Origin of the sequence: Maribacter spongiae, from assembly GCF_047345125.1 — a bacterium.
Taxonomy (GTDB): Bacteria; Bacteroidota; Bacteroidia; order Flavobacteriales; family Flavobacteriaceae; genus Maribacter.
Genome location: NZ_JBLFEQ010000012.1, coordinates 5,659 through 26,919 on the forward strand (window position 1 = coordinate 5,659; position 21,261 = coordinate 26,919).

Sequence of the window (21,261 nt, forward strand, 5' to 3'; positions counted from 1 at the left end):
CTCCGTGCCATCGGTATCGGGAAGGTCATTGGCAGGGTCGTCGATCTCGTCGTTCACATCGTAGCCGTCATCCACATCGCCGCCCTCGTAACCGTCGTCCAGTCCGTCGTCGTCCGTGTCGGTGCCCGTAAAGGACTGGTCCGGGACACCGTCGAAATCGAAGTCGTTCCCCTCGTTGTTGTCCGCAACAAGGTCGTTGTCGCTATCGTCGTCCAGGTAGTCGGGATCGTCCCCGCCGTCCGTGTTCACCGGGTCCAGCCCGCCGATATAGGCACTGTTCACACCGTCGTTGGACGCATAGGTCGCGGCATCGTCGTCGTTAGGGGCGATATAGCCCGCAGTGCTCTGCCCCTCCACGTTGTCGGGGATACCGTCGTCGTCACTGTCGATGTCCAGGTGGTCGGGGCGGCCATCGCCGTCACTGTCCAGGCAAACAAATGGCATTACGTTTAATCTAATGAAGTTTTTAAAAGTAACGTCTGTTGTGAAAAATTTTATGCCTGAGACCGTCGATAACGACTGCCATTCATAATTCTCTGAATTAAATATAGCTGAAGGAGTGGTATTGGTGACAAAAAAATCATTATTATTTATTTCCTGAATAACTCCAGAATCAAGCTGTGATAAAAAATTATAATTTACTCCATCCAAAGCAGTTATACCATCCTTGTTCATAGCAGATAGTCTTATCGAATGAGTTGCTTTAACTATTACAGGAACTTTTCCCGAGAATTCAAATCTAACCGGATGATTCTTTTGCACAACAAATTCACCATTTCTAGTATTTGCACCTGAAACATTGACTAATACGCTACCATCTGGAAGACCAAATTTTGAACTTATATCATTCGTTGTTGAAGATAGATTTATACTTCTGCTTGGAAAATTAAAATCTGACGGTGCTATTTTCACAAATGAAAATGATGGCGGACACTCTATTATATCTAAAATTCCATCATTATCATCATCTATATCATCACTGTCAAGAATAGTATCACCATCGGTATCTATATTATTAATAGAATCATTATTATCTTCGGATTTGTTATCTAAAAGAAAATTAAAATCTACTCGCCATCTTTTTTCATCACCTTTAGGACCCATCCACCCCCAACCTGATAAACCATCAGCATTAACATCAGAATCAAACAGTGCTCCTCCTTCACCTACTTGAACCCCATAATTAGGGGTATCTGAATCTTCTAAATCAGGTCTATTAGATACTTTAAAGGTACCCTCATAACCACACTGAGAACCCGTAATAGAAATATAACTTTGATTGTCATCAATTCTATAATAATCTAAGGATTGTGCATTTGCTTCTGAACAACCTTCATTTTTAAATTCACCACCGTGCGACTTCCAAGTTGACCAATCTTTTTTTTCCTTTAAAACTATGTGTAATTCAGCAATACAATTGCCAGATTTTGTCTTACCTGTTATTAAAGCTGTTCCATCTTCCAATTCCTTAAACATAAGCTCATGAATATCATCTGATGCAAAAAAACCTAGCTCAGAAAACCAAAAGTTCGCTGGGTCATAATTTCCACATCTATCGGCATTCAATACTTTGTATGTGTTATCGATTTTATTAAAACTAAAGTCATCATCTTCATGTAAAAACGCCTTTACTATGGACTTTGATAACAAGACAGTATTAACCGAAATGTTTTTAAAAGATGATGCTTCAAGCAGATTAAAAAAAGAAAAAAATAAGCATAAAACAAAAATGAGTTTGAAATCCACATTTGTTTTGATGCTAAAATTTTCAAATCTAAGTTTTCCCATAAATGAATAGTTTTATTTCAACCAATCACCATGGCATGTAGTACAATATTGTCGTAAGATGTGGGGCTCTTATGAAAATATCACGCAAGATAATTTTAAAATTACAATACTCAAATTGTTTAATACCCCATTCGGACAATAAAGGCTTTGAATAGTAAAATAATTCGTTAAACTACTTGATCGGCGTTTATTGATGTATGCATATTTTGGTGAATAGGGGCGGCAAAACCCTAAGAAATTATCAAAAAAAATGCTGAAATCTATTTAATCGACCATAGAAACCATATTCACATCGAGAGGTTCTTATGTTTTATTCAGATACCGATCAATTACCCTATTTTTGCACAAATTTTAATGAATGACTTTTGAGCAGCAAATAGAAAAAAGGCGGACTTTCGGGATAATATCCCACCCCGATGCAGGTAAAACAACACTTACGGAAAAATTATTATTATTTGGAGGTGCCATTCAAGAAGCCGGAGCGGTCAAAAACAATAAGATTAAAAAAACTGCCACCAGTGACTTTATGGAAATTGAACGCCAGCGTGGAATATCCGTTGCAACCTCTGTTCTTGCATTTATTTATGGGGATAAGAAAATAAATATTCTAGATACCCCAGGACATAAGGATTTTGCCGAAGATACCTTTAGGACCTTGACGGCCGTTGACAGTGTTATTGTAGTTATTGATGTTGCCAAGGGGGTAGAGGAACAAACCGTAAAATTGGTAGAGGTATGCCGAATGCGTAATATACCCATGCTTGTTTTTATTAATAAATTGGACCGGGAAGGACAGGATGCGTTTGACCTTTTGGATGAACTGGAACAAAAATTGGGACTGTCCGTTACTCCACTTAGTTTTCCGATCGGTATGGGGTATGACTTTAAGGGTATTTACAATATCTATGAAAAGAACATTAACCTCTTTAGCGGTGATAATAAGAAGAACATTGAGGAAACCATCGCTTTTGATGATATTGAAAATCCTGGATTAGAGGAAATTATTGGTTCGGACGCTGCTAAGGATTTAAGGGAAAATTTGGATCTGGTCCGGGGGGTTTATCCTGAATTTGATAAGGAATCTTATCTAGAGGGAAAACAACAACCGGTTTTCTTTGGTTCTGCCCTTAATAATTTTGGTGTACGGGAATTGTTGGATTGTTTTATTGAAATAGCACCAGCTCCCAAATCTAAAATGGCCGAGGAAAGGCTTGTTACTGCCAATGAAAAAGAAATGACGGGGTTTGTTTTTAAAATCCATGCGAATATGGATCCCAAACACCGGGACAGACTGGCCTTTGTGAAAATTGTTTCTGGAACGTTTGAACGAAACAAACCATACCTGCATGTCCGCCAGGAAAAGAAGTTAAAGTTCTCCAGCCCCAATGCTTTTTTTGCCGAAAAGAAAGAAATCGTGGACATCTCCTATCCCGGTGATATTGTTGGGCTTCACGATACCGGTAACTTTAAAATCGGTGATACCTTAACACAGGGCGAAGTACTCCATTATAAGGGGATTCCAAGTTTTTCGCCTGAACACTTTAGGTATATTAACAATGCTGATCCCATGAAGGCAAAACAACTTTATAAGGGAATCGATCAGTTGATGGATGAAGGAGTAGCCCAATTGTTCACCCTGGAACTAAACGGACGAAAAATAATAGGTACGGTCGGCGCACTCCAATTTGAGGTTATCCAATACCGACTGGAACATGAATACGGAGCTAAATGTTCTTATGAGAATTTCCCGGTCTACAAGGCGTGTTGGGTAGGAACCGTGGATATAAAAGATGAGGAATACAAAGAATTCATAAGAGTAAAGCAAAAATTCCTGGCCAAGGACAAATCGGGAAAACTTGTTTTTCTGGCCGACTCCCAATTCTCCCTACAAATGACCCAACAAAAATATCCTTCTGTAAAACTTCATTTCACTTCAGAATTCGATTAAAAAAACCGGCTGAAAAAATAATCAGCCGGTTTTTTTATTATGCCTCACCTGTAGGCCCAAAGTTCATGGGAATAGGTGGTTGTTCATAATCCTTTATGGTCCCGTGCGCTTTTTCAAAACGGTTTACATTATCGCTTAAAGCTTTTAAAAACTTCTTCGCATGTTGGGGTGTCAAGACAATTCTACTTTTTACCTTGGCTTTTGGGGCACCAGGCATCATACTTATAAAATCGACAACAAATTCTGAAACGGAATGATTGATTATCGCCAAATTGGAATAAATTCCTTCAGCGGTTTTCTCATCCAATTCTATATTGATCTGTTGTTGTTGATTTTGATTTTTCTTTTCGCTCATTGCTTCAACATTTATTTTATTGGAAAAATAAACCCCCAATCAAGGGGGTTTACAATTTAGAATTTCAAAGCCTCTTTTCTGGCCATGATTTCATCATATTCCTCTTTGGAGCCTACGATAATATTATCATAGTCCCGCATACCGGTTCCTGCCGGAATCTTATGTCCTACGATTACATTTTCCTTAAGACCTTCCAAGGTATCCACTTTACCACTTACCGCAGCTTCGTTCAATACTTTGGTCGTCTCTTGGAAAGATGCCGCGGATATGAACGACTTGGTCTGGAGCGATGCCCTTGTAATACCCTGCAATATTGGGGTTGCCGTAGCTGCTACGGCATCTCTGGCCTCGACCAAATTCTTGTCCGCTCGCCTCAACAAGGAATTCTCATCCCTCAACTCCCGTGGACTAACAATCTGCCCTGCTTTTAAATTTTCGGAATCACCGGCTTCCATCACTACTTTCTTTCCAAAAATTTCATCGTTCTCACGGATAAAATCATCTTTATGTATCAACTGATTTTCCAAGAAGATGGTGTCTCCCGGGTCTTCGATCCTTACTTTACGCATCATTTGTCTTACAACAACCTCAAAGTGCTTATCATTAATTTTTACACCCTGCAAGCGGTACACTTCCTGAACTTCGTTCACCAAGTATTGTTGTACGGCAGACGGCCCTTTGATCGCCAAAATATCCTCTGGTGTAATAGAACCATCGGACAATGGCATTCCGGCCCTAACGTAATCATTTTCCTGTACTAAGATCTGATTGGACAATTTCACCAAATATTTCTTGATCTCGCCCAATTTGGATTCGATAATAATCTCTCGGTTACCTCTTTTGATCTTTCCAAAAGAAACTACACCATCAATCTCGGAAACAACCGCCGGGTTAGAAGGGTTCCTAGCCTCGAACAATTCGGTAACTCTTGGGAGACCTCCTGTAATATCCCCTGCTTTAGCGGATTTACGTGGAATCTTCACCAAAATCTTACCTTCTTTGATCTTATCACCATCATCTACCATAATATGCGATCCAACCGGTAAGTTGTATGAACGCAGGGTCTCGCCCTTGCCATCCTGTATTAACAAGGTCGGAATCAACTTCTTGTTCCTGGATTCGGAAATTACTTTTTCCTGGAAACCGGTTTGTTCATCGATCTCAACTTGATAGGTGACCCCTTGCTCAATATTTTCATAAGCGATTTTTCCTGGAAATTCGGAAACAATTACACCATTATATGGATCCCATGTACATACTACATCTCCTTTTTTAATTTTAGCCCCATCTTTTACGAAGATCTGTGAGCCGTAAGGAATATTGTTGGTACTTAAAACAATACCGGTCTTAGCATCTACCACCTTGATTTCCGAGGTTCTGGATATTACAATATCCGCTGGTTTACCCTCGGCATCTTCTCCTTTAACCGTTCTTAAATCCTCGATCTCGGCAACACCGGAGAATTTCACTTCCAATTTATTCTCCTCGGAAATGTTACCTGCAATACCACCCACGTGGAACGTACGCAAGGTTAGCTGTGTTCCTGGTTCACCAATGGATTGGGCAGCTACAACACCAACGGCCTCACCTCTTTGTACCATTTTATTGGTAGATAGGTTTCTACCGTAACACTTGGCACAAATTCCTTTTTGTGCCTCACACGTCAATGCAGAACGTACTTCTATTTTCTCAACGGGGGATGCTTCTACCTTTTTAACATCGGCTTCCATAATTTCCTGACCCGCTTCCAAAAGTAACTCTTCCGTTATGGGGTCATATACATCATGTAGGGAAACACGACCAAGAATCCGTTCTCCCAAGGTCTCAACAATTTCTTCATTTTTCTTAAGAGATGCCACTTCTACCCCTCTTAATGTTTCACAATCTTCGATATTGATGATAACATCCTGCGAAACGTCTACCAAACGTCTTGTCAAGTATCCCGCATCAGCAGTTTTCAAAGCTGTATCCGCAAGACCTTTACGGGCACCGTGCGTAGAGATAAAGTATTCCAAAATGGATAACCCTTCTTTAAAGTTGGAAAGAATTGGGTTTTCAATAATCTCACCACCGCCGGCAGTGGATTTTTTAGGTTTGGCCATCAATCCCCGCATACCGGTCAGCTGACGAATCTGTTCTTTAGAACCCCTGGCCCCGGAATCTAACATCATATATACCGAGTTGAACCCCTGTTGGTCCTCTCGAATACGTTTCATGGCCAATTCTGTAAGCATAGCGTTTGTTGATGTCCAAACATCGATTACCTGATTATAACGCTCGTTATTGGTAATAAGACCCATATTATAATTGGTCATAATACCATCTACCTGACCGTTGGCATCGGCGATCATATCATGCTTTTCCTTTGGAATAATAATATCTCCCAAGCTAAAGGATAGTCCACCTTTAAAGGCAAATTCATATCCCATCGTCTTGATCTTATCCAAGAAATCGGCCGTAGTAGGCACATCTGTTACCGCCAATATACCTCCAATAATATCCCGTAAGGATTTTTTGTTCAATACCTCATTGATATATCCGGCAGCTTCCGGTACTTCCATATTAAAAAGTACCCTACCTACTGTGGTCGGTATAATTTTATTGACCAACTCGCCCTCTTCATTAAAATCTTTGGCGCGTACTTTAATCCCTGCATTAAGATTTACCATGCCCTCATTAAAGGCGATTTCCACTTCTTCTGCCGAGTAAAAGGTCAATCCTTCTCCTTTTATAGGTACTTCGGGAGTTGACTTGCGTTCCTTGGTCATATAATAAAGACCCAATACCATATCCTGGGAGGGTACTGTAATTGGCGAACCGTTGGCCGGGTTCAAAATATTGTGCGAGGCCAACATTAATAGTTGCGCTTCCAAAATTGCTTCAGGTCCCAATGGCAAGTGTACCGCCATTTGATCCCCATCAAAATCCGCATTAAATGCCGTACATACCAATGGGTGAAGTCGAATGGCCTTACCTTCTATCAATTTTGGTTGAAAGGCCTGAATACCCAGTCTATGCAATGTAGGGGCACGGTTCAATAATACCGGGTGCCCTTTCAATACGTTTTCAAGGATATCCCATACTACAGGCTCTTTTTTATCGATTATTTTTTTGGCCGATTTTACTGTTTTAACGATACCTCTTTCTATCAACTTACGGATAACAAAAGGCTTATACAGTTCTGCGGCCATGTCTTTTGGAAGACCACATTCGTATAGTTTCATTTCCGGTCCAACGACAATTACCGAACGTGCCGAATAATCCACACGTTTACCCAAAAGGTTCTGACGGAAACGCCCTTGTTTTCCTTTTAAGGAATCCGAAAGTGATTTTAATGGTCTGTTGGATTCTGTTTTAACGGCCGAAGCTTTTCTGGTATTATCAAAAAGCGAATCTACGGCTTCCTGAAGCATACGTTTTTCATTACGTAAGATGACCTCGGGTGCCTTAATTTCTACCAATCGTTTTAAACGATTGTTTCTAATGATTACCCTTCTGTATAAATCGTTCAAATCCGAAGTGGCAAAACGACCTCCATCCAACGGAACCAATGGGCGCAATTCGGGTGGAATTACGGGAATCACCTTCATAATCATCCATTCGGGCAAATTCTCCCTATTGTCCTGGGACTCACGTAACGCCTCAACCACCTGAAGACGTTTTAACGCCTCTGTTTTACGCTGCTTGGAAGTTTCGGTATTCGCCTTATGTCTTAAATCGTAGGAAAGTTCCTTTAAATTGATACGACCTAAAAGATCGATCAGACATTCGGCACCCATCTTAGCGATAAACTTATTGGGATCGGTGTCCTCCAGATATTGATTTTCCTGTGGAATAGATTCTAAAATATTAAGGTATTCCTCTTCCGTCAGGAAATCCATTTTATTGATTTCCTCTCCTTCAGGTCCTTTGGCGACACCTGGTTGGATAACTACGTAGCGTTCGTAGTAAATAATCATATCCAATTTCTTGGACGGCAGCCCAAGTAGGTATCCTATTTTATTGGGAAGCGAACGGAAATACCAAATATGTGCAACGGGAACGACCAAGTTAATATGCCCTACCCTATCTCTACGGACTTTTTTCTCCGTTACTTCAACACCGCAACGATCACAAACAATACCACGGTAGCGGATACGCTTATATTTTCCACAGGCACATTCGTAATCTTTTACCGGGCCAAAGATCCGCTCACAGAAAAGACCGTCACGTTCTGGTTTGTGCGTTCTATAATTAATAGTTTCCGGTTTTAAAACTTCACCTCTGGACTCTGCCAAAATTGCCTCCGGGGAAGCTAATCCGATAGAAATTTTATCAAACCTTTTTATTGGATTATTATCTTTAATTCTTGCCATAATAGCGTGCTGATACTGATTATAATTTTGTTTTAATAGCCTTTTGACTATTCCTATTCCTCAAGTCTAATGTCCAAACCTAAACCTTTAAGTTCGTGCATCAATACATTAAAAGATTCTGGTAAACCAGGTTCCGGCATTGTTTCGCCCTTTACAATGGATTCATATGTTTTGGCCCTTCCGATAACATCATCAGACTTGACCGTAAGAATTTCACGTAAGGTAGCGGAAGCTCCATAAGCTTCCAATGCCCAAACTTCCATCTCTCCAAAACGTTGACCACCAAACTGAGCCTTACCACCCAATGGTTGCTGTGTAATCAATGAATAAGGACCTATAGAACGTGCATGCATCTTATCATCTACCATGTGTCCCAATTTCAACATATAGATAACTCCTACGGTTGCGGGCTGATCAAATCTTTGACCCGTACCTCCATCATATAAATAGGTATGACCGTATCTTGGGATTCCAGCTTCGTCCGTAAACGTATTGATTTCCTCTAGTGTAGCTCCGTCAAAAATCGGTGTCGCATACTTTCTGCCCAATTTTAATCCTGCCCAGCCCAATACGGTCTCATATATCTGACCAATGTTCATACGGGAAGGTACACCTAATGGATTCAATACAATATCCACAGGGGTCCCATCTTCCAAGAACGGCATATCTTCTTGACGTACGATCCTGGATACGATACCCTTGTTACCATGACGACCCGCCATTTTATCACCTACTTTTAACTTACGTTTTTTGGCAATATACACTTTGGCCAGTTTCATGATTCCTGCCGGTAATTCATCTCCTACGGAAATCGTGAACTTGTCCCTTCTCAGGTTTCCTTGAAGGTCGTTCAACTTGATCTTATAGTTATGAAGCAAATCCGCAACAGAAGCATTGGTCGTACTGTCCGTTGTCCAGCTTCCACCTACCAAATGCGCAAAGTCATCTACGGAGTTCAACATCTTCATGGTGTATTTCTTACCTTTTGGTAAAACTTCCTCACCTAAATCGTTCAATACCCCTTGGGATGTCTTTCCGTTGACGAGCGCAAACAGTTTTTCAACTAGAATATCCTTTAGTTCCTGGAATTTTACTTCATATTCCAATTCCAATTTTGAGAGTTCCTCTTTATCTTCGGAACGCTTACGTTTATCTTTTACGGATCTGGAAAATAACTTCTTATCAATAACCACACCACGTAACGAAGGTGAGGCTTTTAATGAGGCATCCTTAACATCTCCCGCCTTATCACCAAAAATAGCTCTAAGTAATTTTTCTTCGGGTGTTGGATCGGATTCTCCTTTAGGCGTAATCTTACCTATTAAGATGTCTCCGGGCTTTACTTCCGCACCAATACGGATCATTCCGTTTTCATCCAGATCCTTGGTAGCTTCTTCGGATACATTCGGAATGTCATGTGTCAATTCCTCCGCTCCCAGTTTCGTATCACGAACTTCCAACGAATACTCGTCTACATGGATGGAGGTAAAAATATCCTCGCGTACCACCTTTTCGGAGATAACGATAGCATCCTCAAAGTTATACCCTTTCCATGGCATAAAGGCCACCGTAAGGTTTCTACCCAATGCCAATTCTCCTTTTTCGGTAGCATAACCTTCACAAAGGACCTGGCCTTTCTTCACCTTATCGCCACGTTGAACGATCGGTTTCAAGTTGATACTTGTACCTTGATTGGTTTTTCTGAATTTTACAAGAGAATACGTCTTTTCATCCTCATCAAAACTGATCAGTCGTTCAGCATCGGTACGTGTATATTTTATCGTAATCTTTTCGGCATCTACGTACTCTATTACACCATCACCTTCCGCATTGATCAGCACCCTGGAATCCGAGGCAACCTGCCTTTCCAAACCGGTACCTACAATTGGGGACTGGGGTTTTAACAATGGAACTGCCTGGCGCATCATGTTAGATCCCATTAAGGCACGGTTGGCATCATCATGTTCCAAGAAAGGAATCAAAGAGGCCGATATTGAGGCAATTTGATTCGGGGCAACATCCGTATATTGAATCTCGGAAGGATCTACTACCGGGAAATCCCCTTCTTCCCTTGCAATTACCTTATCCGTATCAATCTGTCCGTTTTCCTTCAGAGGAATATTCGCTTGCGCTATTTTCATTCCTTCTTCCTCTTCGGCACTCAAATATATATACTCTTCCGTATTTACTTTAGTGTTATCCACTTTTCTATAAGGTGTCTCCAGGAATCCCATAGGATTCACTTTGGCAAATACCGAAAGTGATGAAATCAGACCAATATTGGGCCCTTCAGGTGTTTCAATCGGACAAAGACGACCGTAATGTGTATAATGGACATCACGAACCTCAAAACCGGCTCTTTCTCTTGAAAGTCCACCTGGTCCCAATGCCGACAACCTTCTTTTGTGTGTTATTTCCGCCAATGGATTGGTTTGATCCATGAACTGGGACAATTGGTTGGTACCAAAGAATGAATTGATAACGGAAGACAGGGTCTTTGCATTGATCAAATCAATGGGTGTAAACACCTCATTGTCACGAACGTTCATTCGCTCACGAATAGTACGTGCCATACGTGCCAACCCAACGCCAAATTGGGAGGATAATTGCTCGCCTACTGTTCTCACACGACGATTGGAAAGGTGATCAATATCATCAATCTCAGCTTTTGAATTGATCAGCTCGATCAAATACTTGATTATAGTGATGATATCCTCTTTGGTCAGGACCTGCTTGTCCATGCCGATATCCAACCCTAACTTTTTATTCATCCTATACCGTCCAACTTCACCCAAATTGTAACGTTGATCGGAGAAGAACAATTTATCTATAATGCCACGTGCGGTTTCCTCATCTGGTGGTTCCGCATTACGTAACTGACGGTAAATATGTTCTACCGCTTCTTTTTCAGAGTTGGTAGGATCCTTTTGAAGTGTATTATGAATAATGGCATAATCCGATTGCGCATTATTTTCCTTGTGTAAAAGAATGGTCTTTACATCCGCATCAATAATTTGGGCAATGTGTTCTTTTTCAAGAATGGTATCCCTATCCAGAATAATTTCATTCCGTTCAATGGAAACTACTTCACCTGTATCTTCATCCACAAAATCCTCGTGCCAGGTATTCAAGACCCTAGCGGCCAATTTACGGCCCATTACTTTTTTAAGTCCGGCATTGGAAACTTTTATTTCTTCCGAAAGATCAAAGATTTCCAAAATATCCTTATCGCGCTCAAAACCAATGGCCCTGAACAAGGTAGTAACCGGTAATTTTTTCTTTCTATCGATATAGGCATACATTACGCCATTGATATCGGTAGCAAATTCTATCCAAGAACCTTTGAACGGTATTACCCTGGCAGAATACAATTTAGTTCCATTGGCATGGAAAGACTGGCCAAAGAAAACTCCTGGAGAACGGTGTAATTGGGATACAACAACACGTTCGGCACCATTGATGACAAATGTACCACTAGGGGTCATATAGGGAATGGTACCTAAATATACGTCCTGTACAATGGTTTCAAAATCTTCATGTTCCGGATCGGTACAATATAATTTTAACCGCGCTTTTAAAGGAACGCTATAGGTAAGACCTCTTTCAATACATTCTTGAATGGAATATCTTGGCGGATCTATGAAATAATCTAAAAATTCTAGTACAAACTGATTTCTGGTATCAGTTATCGGGAAGTTTTCCATGAAGGTATTGTACAAACCTTCATTGCCCCTTTCATCAGATTTGGTTTCAAGCTGAAAAAAGTCTTGAAAGGATTTAATCTGAATATCCAAGAAATCCGGGTAGTTTGGAGTATTCTTGGCCGAAGCGAAATTTATTCTTTCAGTCTGATTTGTGAACATCTACGGACAGTGTTTTGATCGTGAGTACTAATGGGTAGTGCATTTCTTAATACACTTAATTCTATAAAAAGGCTTAGGTCTAACCGCTAAAAAGCGAAAAGACCTAAACCAAATGTGCTATGGTCGTTGTTCTTATTTAAGCTCAACTTCCGCTCCTGCTTCTTCCAAAGATTTTTTGATTCCTTCAGCTTCGTCTTTAGCGATACCTTCTTTTACAGCTTTAGGTGCGCTATCAACGATATCCTTAGCATCTTTCAATCCTAAACCAGTCAATTCCTTAACCAATTTAACGACTGCCAATTTGGAAGCTCCGGCCGCTTTCAAAATTACATCGAATTCTGTTTGCTCCTCAGCAGCTTCACCGCCTTCGGCAGCTCCACCACCAGCGGCAACTGCAACTGCGGCAGCAGCTGGTTCAATACCATATTCTTCTTTTAATATATCGGCCAACTCATTTACTTCTTTTACCGTAAGGTTAACCAATTGTTCTGCGAAATCTTTTAAATCTGCCATTTTCTATCGTTTAATAAAATTTTAAAATATTTAGTTTTTAGTGCGTACTTATTTTTCGGATAATGTCTTTAGGATCCCGGCCAGTTTACCTCCACCGGATTTAAGTCCAGAAATAACATTTTTGGCAGGGGATTGTAACAATCCGATTATTTCGCCAATCATCTCTTCTTTAGACTTAATGCTTACCAAAGCATCCAGGTTTTCATCACCTATATAAACCGCCTCTTCTACAAAAGCACCTTTTAATAAAGGTTTATCCGACTTCTTTCTGAAGTTCTTGATCAATTTTGCAGGAGCGTTTCCAACTTCTGAAAACATCAAAGAGGTATTTCCCTTTAACACTTCCGGAAGCTCTCCAAACTCCTTTTCAGAGGCTTCCATTGCCTTTGCAAGCAATGTATTTTTAACTACCGCCAGTTTAACATTGGCCTTAAAACAAGCTCTTCTCAAATCTGAAGTAGTTCCGGCATCTAAACCGGAAATATCTGTTAGATATATTGTAGAGCTATCCGCCAACTGCGCAGTCAAATCTTGTATAACCGTTGCTTTTTCTTCTCTTGTCATAATATAAATTATTAACTAGCAGTATATTAAACTGATTTTGGGTCCAATTGAACACTGGGACTCATGGTACTGGACATGAAAATACTTTTCATATACACACCCTTTGCGGCCGTAGGTTTCATTTTATTCAATGTATCCAATAACTCTTTAGCGTTACCCGCAATTTTATCGGAAGAAAAAGAAGCCTTTCCAATAGCGGCGTGAACGATACCGGTTTTATCTACCTTGAAATCAATTTTACCCGCTTTAACCTCGGATACCGCTTTGGCGACATCCATGGTTACGGTTCCCGTCTTTGGATTGGGCATTAAACCCCTTGGTCCCAAAACCCGGCCCAAAGGTCCTAATTTACCCATGACACTTGGCATTGTGATGATAACATCAACATCTGTCCAACCGCCTTTTATTTTCTCCAAATATTCATCCAACCCAACATAATCCGCACCAGCATCCTTTGCTTCCGCTTCCTTATCCGGGGTTACCAAAGCCAAAACCTTAACATCCTTACCTGTTCCGTGTGGTAAGGTTACCACACCACGAACCATTTGATTCGCTTTTCTAGGATCTACCCCCAAACGAACAGCGATATCTATGGATGCATCGAATTTTGTATTGGTTATCTCTTTTACTAAAGCTGAAGCCTCCTCCAAGGAATATAATTTATCCTTTTCAATTTTGGAATGGGCCTCTTTTTGCTTTTTTGTCAACTTTGCCATTTAAATTGCTTTATAAGATTTTAAAAAGGTCTTTTTCCTGCTACTTTAAGACCCATTGATCTAGCTGTACCAGCGACCATACTCATTGCGGATTCTATGGTAAATGCGTTTAAATCTACCATTTTATCCTCTGCGATGGTCTTCACCTGATCCCAAGTAACATTACCTGATTTTACTCTGTTAGGTTCGCCAGATCCTTTTTTAATCTTAGCTGCTTCCAATAGCTGAACTGCCGCTGGTGGTGTTTTTACGACAAAGTCGAAAGACTTGTCCTTATATACCGTGATAACAACTGGTAAAACCTTACCTGGTTTGTCCTGCGTACGTGCATTAAATTGCTTACAGAACTCCATGATGTTAACGCCGGCAGCACCTAAGGCGGGTCCAACCGGTGGCGATGGATTCGCTGCACCTCCCCTAACTTGTAGCTTAACTACTTTACCTACTTCTTTTGCCATTGTTTAAAATTAAATTGAAAGTGTGTCAATGGAAGCAACACAACTTTTAAATATGTAACAATTATCTTTAAATCTTTTCTACTTGCATATAACTGAGTTCCAATGGTGTTTTTCTTCCGAAAATCTTCACCATTACCTCCAGCTTACGCTTTTCTTCATTAATTTTTTCGACCGTACCGTTGAAACCATTAAATGGACCATCTATTACTTTTACGGTCTCCCCAAATACAAAAGGTATGGCCACACTATCCGTATTCACGGCCAACTCATCAACCTTACCGAGCATTCTATTTACCTCTGATTTTCTCAAGGGTACGGGATCACCTCCCTTTGTCTCACCTAAAAAACCAATTACATTGGTAATGGAACGAATAATATGAATCATTTCCCCTCCCAAATTGGCCTTTATCATAATATATCCAGGAAAGTAAACCCTTTCCTTATTCATCTTTTTCCCGTTCCTTATCTGGATAACTTTTTCCGTCGGAACCAGAACATCTTCTAAATAATCGGAAAAACCATGACGCTCCACCTCACTCTCAATATAGCCCTTGATTTTATTCTCCTGACCGCTAACAGCCCTTACCACATACCATTTCTTTTCCAATACTTCTGACATAGTGATCAAAATTAGTTTAGGACGTAATTGAAATACACTTTTATAATCTTACTGAAAACAGTGTCCACACCCCACGTAGCAAGAGCGAACAAAATAGAAAAAACAGCAACCACGACCATTAAGTTTGAAGACTCCGCACGAGGTGGCAATGTTACATTATTCCTTAACTCTTCGTAAGATTCCTTTATATATGTTAACATTTCAACTGTTTTTAATTTAGCTTCAGATGGTTTACATCTTTTACTTAAAATTAGCACGGGAGGAGAGACTCGAACTCCCGACACCTGGTTTTGGAGACCAGTGCTCTACCAACTGAGCTACACCCGTTTTTACAATGTACTATCTCCCGATAACCATCAAGAGAATCGCATCTTCATTATGATGAGCAAACTTTTTAAAAGCACACTCCTTTATATTTACATCGAAAGGTATCCGCCAATGGCGGACACCCTTTAGATGTAACACTATTTTAATACCGAAAGATATTAATCCAAAATCTTGGTTACCTGACCGGCACCTACCGTTCTACCACCTTCACGGATAGCAAAACGCAGACCTACACTTAATGCAATAGGCTGAATCAATTCTACGGTAATCGTTAAGTTATCACCAGGCATAACCATTTCAACTCCGCTAGGAAGTGCAATGTTCCCTGTTACATCCGTTGTCCTAACATAGAACTGAGGACGATAGTTGTTATGGAACGGTGTATGACGACCACCTTCTTCTTTTTTCAAGATGTATACCTCTGCTTCAAATTTAGCATGCGGTTTAACGGAACCTGGCTTACAGATTACCATTCCACGGCTAATTTGCGATTTTTCAATACCTCTCAACAAGATACCTACGTTATCACCAGCTTCACCCCTATCCAATATTTTACGGAACATTTCAACACCTGTAATGGTAGAAGCTAATTTTTCGGCCCCCATACCAATGATATCAACAGCATCACCTGTATTTGCAATACCAGTTTCAATACGACCCGTAGCAACTGTACCACGACCAGTAATGGTAAATACATCTTCAACAGGCATCAAGAAATCCTTATCCACATCTCTTTTTGGAAGCTCGATCCAATCATCGACCGCGGCCATCAATTCCATAACCGTATCAACCCATTTTTGCTCACCGTTCAATGCACCCAAGGCAGAACCGGAAATCACAGGTCCATTATCCCCATCATATTCGTAGAAAGAAAGCAATTCCCTTACTTCCATTTCAACTAGCTCCAAAAGCTCATCATCATCCACCATGTCAACTTTATTCAAGAAAACAACAATTCTTGGAATACCGACCTGACGACCCAACAGGATGTGCTCACGGGTTTGAGGCATTGGACCATCCGTAGCGGCCACAACAAGGATAGCACCGTCCATTTGGGCAGCACCGGTAACCATGTTCTTTACGTAATCCGCGTGACCAGGACAGTCAACGTGCGCATAGTGACGGTTAGCCGTTTGGTACTCAACATGAGACGTGTTGATCGTAATACCTCTTTCTTTTTCTTCAGGGGCATTATCAATCGAGTCAAAGCTTCTAAGCTCAGACAAACCTGCATTTGCCAATACTGTAGTAATAGCAGCAGTCAATGTAGTTTTACCGTGATCTACGTGTCCAATGGTACCAATATTTAAGTGCGGTTTGGAACGATCAAAAGTTTCCTTTGCCATTTTTATTGAATTTTAATCTTAGTTTATATTAGTGTACAAATTTATACCTTAATTGAGCCAATGACGAGATTTGAACTCGTGACCTCTTCCTTACCAAGGAAACGCTCTACCCCTGAGCTACACCGGCATGCTGTGTTTCAGGTTCATAGTTTAATGTTGCAAGCTAGTCCATCGAACTTTAAACTTTTACAACTTGAAACCTTAAACTTCAAATTTTGAGCGGGAGACCGGGTTCGAACCGGCGACATTCAGCTTGGAAGGCTGACGCTCTACCAACTGAGCTACTCCCGCTTATTTTATTATCAATATTTCAATTCAATACCACCTTCTTAATGTTAAAGTGGGGAGAGCAGGATTCGAACCTGCGAAGACATAGTCAGCAGATTTACAGTCTGCCCTCGTTGGCCGCTTGAGTATCTCCCCCGATAACCAGTATTTTCAGAACTTTCGAGCCGATGGAGGGACTCGAACCCACGACCTGCTGATTACAAATCAGCTGCTCTAGCCAGCTGAGCTACATCGGCAATTTTTACACTTTTTAAGCATAAAAAAGTCCGCTATTTCTAACGGACTGCAAATGTATTGATTTATTTGTTTAATCAAAATAAATTTTAAAAAATTTTACTTAGATCTATAAACGCAATTTTTCCTTTCTTTTTATCAACTTTCGTTCCAATGAATTACAGGCCGAATCTACCGCTTCTTCAAAAGATTTGCATTGCTTTTTAACAATGAACTTATCTTTGGGCACATTCACCTTGATCTCCACGATCTTATTTTCCTTTGCACTTGTATTTTCAACTTTAAGATAAACATCGGAACTTATGACCTTATCGTAAAAAGTCTCCAACTTATCCAATCTGTTCTGTAAGAAATTAATCAATTTTACATCTGCATTGAAATTCACGGATTGTGCATTTACTTTCATAGGTTGAAATTTTAAGGTCTTAATAATTAAGACAGGTTATACAAATACAATTACTTTTCTTTATTCCTTGGATGCGATGCCGCATGCACCCTTTTTAGTTCCGCTATACTATTATGTGTATAAATCTGAGTAGAGGCCAAACTTGAATGGCCCAATAACTCTTTAACCGAATTCAAATCCGCACCTTTGTTTAAAAGATGCGTAGCAAAGGTGTGCCTTAAAATATGTGGACTCCTTTTTGTCTTTGTGGACACCTCTCTAAAGTACTTATTAATAATTCTATAAACAAGGGTTTCGTATATTTTATTCCCCGATTTTGACAGAAAAACAAAATTTGCACCTGATCCTTTTTGAAGTTTATCTCGTTCTTCCAGATAATCCATAAGCAATTCCTTTGTTTCTTCCAACATAGGTACCATGCGCTCCTTATTTCTTTTTCCCAGCACTTTTATGGTATCGGCGGACAGATTAAAATCCGCCAACTTCAAGTTTATGAGTTCCGCCCTACGCATCCCCGTACCGTATAGGATATGAATTATAAGTCTATCCCGCTTACCTTCAAAGTCATCGGCATATACTATTGAAAACAGCACCTGCTCCATTTCTTTTTCGGAAAAGGGGGTTTCAATTTTTTTTGAGGTCTTTAATGCTTTGTGTTTGGCCAATGGACTAATTTCGATATCGCCTATTTTCTGAAGAAACTTATAATATGCTTTAAGTGAAGCTATTTTCCGATTTATGGTCCTATTGGAAATAGCATTCCCCGACATGGATACTACCCAACTTCTTATCACGCTATAGGGTATTTTAGCAATATCTTCCTCATTGTAATTTTTTGAACAAAATTGCTGGAAGCCTTCAATATCCTTCCTATAGGCACCTACCGTATGTACGGAATAGTTCTTTTCCAAGGAGAGATATGAAATAAACTGTTCTACTACCATACTCAAAGTTACCAAACTTAATTTTCGTTTTAGGATCGGACATAAAAAAATCCCTTTCGATAGTTATCGAAAGGGATTTTATAATTTATTCGAATCAAAAATTAAATCTCTTCTTGATCTCTTAAACCTTGAATATATTGTGCTTTTTGTATTTGCGCTCTACGTTCTACTGAAGGTTTTGTAAACTGCTGACGTTTTCTCAACTGCCTCATCGTACCTGTTTTATCAAACTTTCGCTTGAAGCGCTTTAAAGCCCTATCTATATTTTCTCCTTCTTTTACTGGTATTATTAACATTGGCTACAACCTCCTTTCTTTAGTGATTAGGGCTGCAAATATAAAACGAATAAATTAATCCCCACCCAATTCATCAAAAATATTTTTGAACTCCCTATTTGTAATCCAAGATTAGGACATGGTACACCCCCAAAAACTATTTTAGCGAACCGGAAAAACGGTTTTCGCTAAAATTCCAGGACATATCAGGATCTGGGGGAACGATATTCCTTCTTATCTATAACTATTTTAGCGATAATCTCTTTTAAAATTTCACTAGTACCACCACCAATAGGGCCTAATCTGCTATCACGTAATAGTCTGGCCATTGGATAATCTTCCATATAACCATATCCACCAAGAAACTGCAAACAGTCATAAATAACCTCGTCCGCCATTTTAGTCGATTTCAGTTTTGATATGGTGGTTTCCCGAACAACGTAATCGCCCTGATCCATTCTGTCCACAACGGCATAATTATAATGTTTGCACAATTCCAAATCGGCATACAGATCAACAAAACGATGACGCAAAGCTTGATATTGGTCAATTGGTTTTCCAAAGGTCTCCCGTTCGGACATATATTGAAGTGCATATTCCAATGCATATTCAGCCCTGGCATGGGCATTGATCCCCATTATTAAACGCTCCAAGGCAAAGGCTTCCATTATAAAGGCAAATCCCTTTCCTTCCCGACCCATTAAATTAGCGGCAGGAACTTCTACATTATCAAAAGCCAACTCGGCCGTATCGGATGCCCTCCAACCCAATTTGTTCAATTTATTGGCGGAAACCCCCGGACTATCAAGATCCACGATAAACATACTAACACCTTTATTTCCTGCGGCCGGATCTGTTTTGGCAGCCAGGATTATATAATCACCATACACCCCGTTGGTAATAAAAGTCTTGGAACCATTTATAATATAAGAATTTCCCTTGCGCGTAGCCGTTGTTCGCATTCCCGCTACATCACTACCACCAAAAGGCTCCGTAATCCCTAAACATCCTATTTTCTCACCATTGACACTAGGCGTTAAATATGTGTCTTTTTGTGCATCATTAGCATTCTTGTTCAAATGGGTCATTGCGAGATAGGCGTGTGCCCAAATTGCAGCAGCAAAACCACCTGAATTGATTTTCTGCAGTTCTTCAAGCAAAATAACGGTATAGAAAAGATCCAATCCTAAACCTCCATTGGTTTCAGGGGTTGCCAAACCAAAATAACCCATCTCCCCGAACTTTTCCCAAATAAACCGATCAATGGCACCCGTGGATTCCCATTTCTCAATATGGGGAACTACTTCTTTTTGTAAAAAATCCTTTAAGCTTTGTCTAAATAATTGATGTTCTTCAGTGAAGTACATACTTTGCATAACATTATTTTTTGAGCGTCAAATATAGTTTAATTCTCTCAATCTTATCAACTGGAAAATCCTTAATCTTTAGCAATTCATCAAAAGAATTGATGGTTTTATTAACATTTCTATAATTAATTATAGCTAATGCAACTTGTTTTTGAATATATAACAATTTTGACAGTTCTTCTACTGTTACCTCATTCAAGTTCATTTTTGTTATGGATGGAACCTTAAGAACTTTAAATTTCAATAAAACCCTATCCGCAACTTCTTTTTCTAGCGCATAGGTATCATACAACTGTTCATTGATTATAAAACCTCCTAAACGATTTCGAAATTTTATGATCCTGGAGGACAATTTATCCCCTATTCCCCTTACACTTTTTAATTCTTCAGCGGTGACCGAGTTCAAATCCCTTATTTCAATCACTGCATTTGTGGTCTTCCTGGATTTGTTTTTCACCCGATTATCGTTGACCACGATTTGCCTATTCTTAAGAATCCAATCCGGAAACTTAAAATAAGGTGCAATACGATGTAGGAGCGCATCCGAAATATGGGTAACCTTCTGAAATTCTTCTGCAGAATTGACGAATTTATCCTTAGCCCTAAAAGCCTTTAATCTATCTATCTCCCCCAAACTCATTCCCAAAGTATATCCCTTGTAATCCGAAATGAAATTAGGATTGAAAGGATACATCCGAACGGTATCCTTAGCGGCCGCTATCTTCAGCTCGTCTATCTCCCGTTGTGTCTCGGTCTGCAATACCAATTGTCCTTGATCGGTATACCGATATTTCTGATATAGAAAATAAGTTGTTTGCACAAGAACAAGTAACAAGAGTAAATAGAAAATCCCACTCCGTTCCTGTTTATTGAACTTAAAGTGGGACAATTTCAT

At 40.0% G+C, this 21,261-nt stretch carries 16 protein-coding genes, 5 tRNA genes and 1 pseudogene; 1 reads left to right on the forward strand and 21 read right to left on the reverse strand.

Annotation, left to right across the window (positions count from 1 at the left end; translation table 11 throughout):
* A pseudogene (locus ACKWB9_RS13955) lies at positions 1 to 1,788 on the reverse strand (hypothetical protein); the annotation flags it as partial.
* Positions 1,789 to 2,146: 358 nt separating this feature from the next.
* Between ACKWB9_RS13955 and ACKWB9_RS13960 the strand changes: the two are divergent.
* Positions 2,147 to 3,736, forward strand: a complete 1,590-nt coding sequence (locus ACKWB9_RS13960; RefSeq protein WP_414003639.1) for a peptide chain release factor 3 — start codon at positions 2,147 to 2,149, stop codon at positions 3,734 to 3,736.
* A gap of 37 nt (positions 3,737 to 3,773) precedes the next feature.
* Here the strand turns inward: ACKWB9_RS13960 and ACKWB9_RS13965 are convergent, their stop codons facing one another.
* From ACKWB9_RS13965 to ACKWB9_RS14060, 20 genes are all read right to left on the reverse strand, one after another.
* A complete protein-coding gene (locus ACKWB9_RS13965) occupies positions 3,774 to 4,091 on the reverse strand; it encodes a DUF3467 domain-containing protein (RefSeq protein ID WP_414003640.1) in 318 nt (105 codons plus the stop codon).
* Positions 4,092 to 4,147: 56 nt separating this feature from the next.
* A complete protein-coding gene (rpoC, locus tag ACKWB9_RS13970) occupies positions 4,148 to 8,446 on the reverse strand; it encodes a DNA-directed RNA polymerase subunit beta' (RefSeq protein ID WP_414003641.1) in 4,299 nt (1,432 codons plus the stop codon).
* A gap of 53 nt (positions 8,447 to 8,499) precedes the next feature.
* A complete protein-coding gene (gene rpoB, locus ACKWB9_RS13975; RefSeq protein ID WP_414003642.1) occupies positions 8,500 to 12,309 on the reverse strand; it encodes a DNA-directed RNA polymerase subunit beta in 3,810 nt (1,269 codons plus the stop codon).
* A 132-nt stretch (positions 12,310 to 12,441) separates the two neighbouring features.
* Positions 12,442 to 12,822, reverse strand: coding sequence for a 50S ribosomal protein L7/L12 (gene rplL / locus ACKWB9_RS13980; RefSeq protein WP_414003643.1), 381 nt, complete (start codon positions 12,820 to 12,822; stop codon positions 12,442 to 12,444).
* 48 nt (positions 12,823 to 12,870) lie between these two features.
* Positions 12,871 to 13,386 (reverse strand): 50S ribosomal protein L10, encoded by a 516-nt coding sequence (gene rplJ / locus ACKWB9_RS13985; RefSeq protein ID WP_414003644.1) that lies wholly within the window; start codon positions 13,384 to 13,386, stop codon positions 12,871 to 12,873.
* Positions 13,387 to 13,412: 26 nt separating this feature from the next.
* Entirely contained in the window at positions 13,413 to 14,102 is a 690-nt protein-coding gene (gene rplA / locus ACKWB9_RS13990; RefSeq protein ID WP_414003645.1) for a 50S ribosomal protein L1, read from the reverse strand.
* 20 nt (positions 14,103 to 14,122) lie between these two features.
* Positions 14,123 to 14,560 carry a 50S ribosomal protein L11 gene (rplK, locus tag ACKWB9_RS13995; RefSeq protein WP_414003646.1) on the reverse strand — a complete coding sequence of 146 codons (438 nt, stop codon included), beginning with the start codon at positions 14,558 to 14,560 and terminating at the stop codon, positions 14,123 to 14,125.
* A 67-nt stretch (positions 14,561 to 14,627) separates the two neighbouring features.
* Positions 14,628 to 15,179: a transcription termination/antitermination protein NusG gene (gene nusG, locus ACKWB9_RS14000; RefSeq protein WP_414003647.1), complete on the reverse strand. Its 552-nt coding sequence runs from the start codon at positions 15,177 to 15,179 to the stop codon at positions 14,628 to 14,630.
* A gap of 11 nt (positions 15,180 to 15,190) precedes the next feature.
* A complete protein-coding gene (gene secE / locus ACKWB9_RS14005; protein ID WP_414003648.1) occupies positions 15,191 to 15,379 on the reverse strand; it encodes a preprotein translocase subunit SecE in 189 nt (62 codons plus the stop codon).
* 54 nt (positions 15,380 to 15,433) lie between these two features.
* Positions 15,434 to 15,506 (reverse strand) — tRNA-Trp (locus ACKWB9_RS14010).
* A 158-nt stretch (positions 15,507 to 15,664) separates the two neighbouring features.
* On the reverse strand, positions 15,665 to 16,852 hold the full coding sequence (gene tuf, locus ACKWB9_RS14015) for an elongation factor Tu (protein ID WP_414003649.1): 1,188 nt from the start codon (positions 16,850 to 16,852) through the stop codon (positions 15,665 to 15,667).
* A 55-nt stretch (positions 16,853 to 16,907) separates the two neighbouring features.
* A tRNA-Thr gene (locus ACKWB9_RS14020) sits at positions 16,908 to 16,979 on the reverse strand.
* A 91-nt stretch (positions 16,980 to 17,070) separates the two neighbouring features.
* Positions 17,071 to 17,143, reverse strand: a tRNA-Gly gene (locus tag ACKWB9_RS14025).
* A gap of 50 nt (positions 17,144 to 17,193) precedes the next feature.
* A tRNA-Tyr gene (locus ACKWB9_RS14030) sits at positions 17,194 to 17,275 on the reverse strand.
* A gap of 27 nt (positions 17,276 to 17,302) precedes the next feature.
* Positions 17,303 to 17,376: transfer RNA gene (locus tag ACKWB9_RS14035), tRNA-Thr, on the reverse strand.
* A 107-nt stretch (positions 17,377 to 17,483) separates the two neighbouring features.
* Positions 17,484 to 17,780, reverse strand: a complete 297-nt coding sequence (hpf, locus tag ACKWB9_RS14040; protein ID WP_414003650.1) for a ribosome hibernation-promoting factor, HPF/YfiA family — start codon at positions 17,778 to 17,780, stop codon at positions 17,484 to 17,486.
* A gap of 50 nt (positions 17,781 to 17,830) precedes the next feature.
* The gene (locus ACKWB9_RS14045; protein ID WP_414003709.1) at positions 17,831 to 18,724 is read right to left on the reverse strand and encodes a tyrosine-type recombinase/integrase; all 894 of its coding nucleotides are present in this window, start codon (positions 18,722 to 18,724) and stop codon (positions 17,831 to 17,833) included.
* Between the two features lie 101 nt (positions 18,725 to 18,825).
* Entirely contained in the window at positions 18,826 to 19,020 is a 195-nt protein-coding gene (rpsU, locus tag ACKWB9_RS14050) for a 30S ribosomal protein S21 (RefSeq protein ID WP_047244701.1), read from the reverse strand.
* 185 nt (positions 19,021 to 19,205) lie between these two features.
* Positions 19,206 to 20,375 (reverse strand): acyl-CoA dehydrogenase family protein, encoded by a 1,170-nt coding sequence (locus ACKWB9_RS14055; RefSeq protein WP_414003651.1) that lies wholly within the window; start codon positions 20,373 to 20,375, stop codon positions 19,206 to 19,208.
* A 4-nt stretch (positions 20,376 to 20,379) separates the two neighbouring features.
* Positions 20,380 to 21,261, reverse strand: a complete 882-nt coding sequence (locus ACKWB9_RS14060; RefSeq protein WP_414003652.1) for a ComEA family DNA-binding protein — start codon at positions 21,259 to 21,261, stop codon at positions 20,380 to 20,382.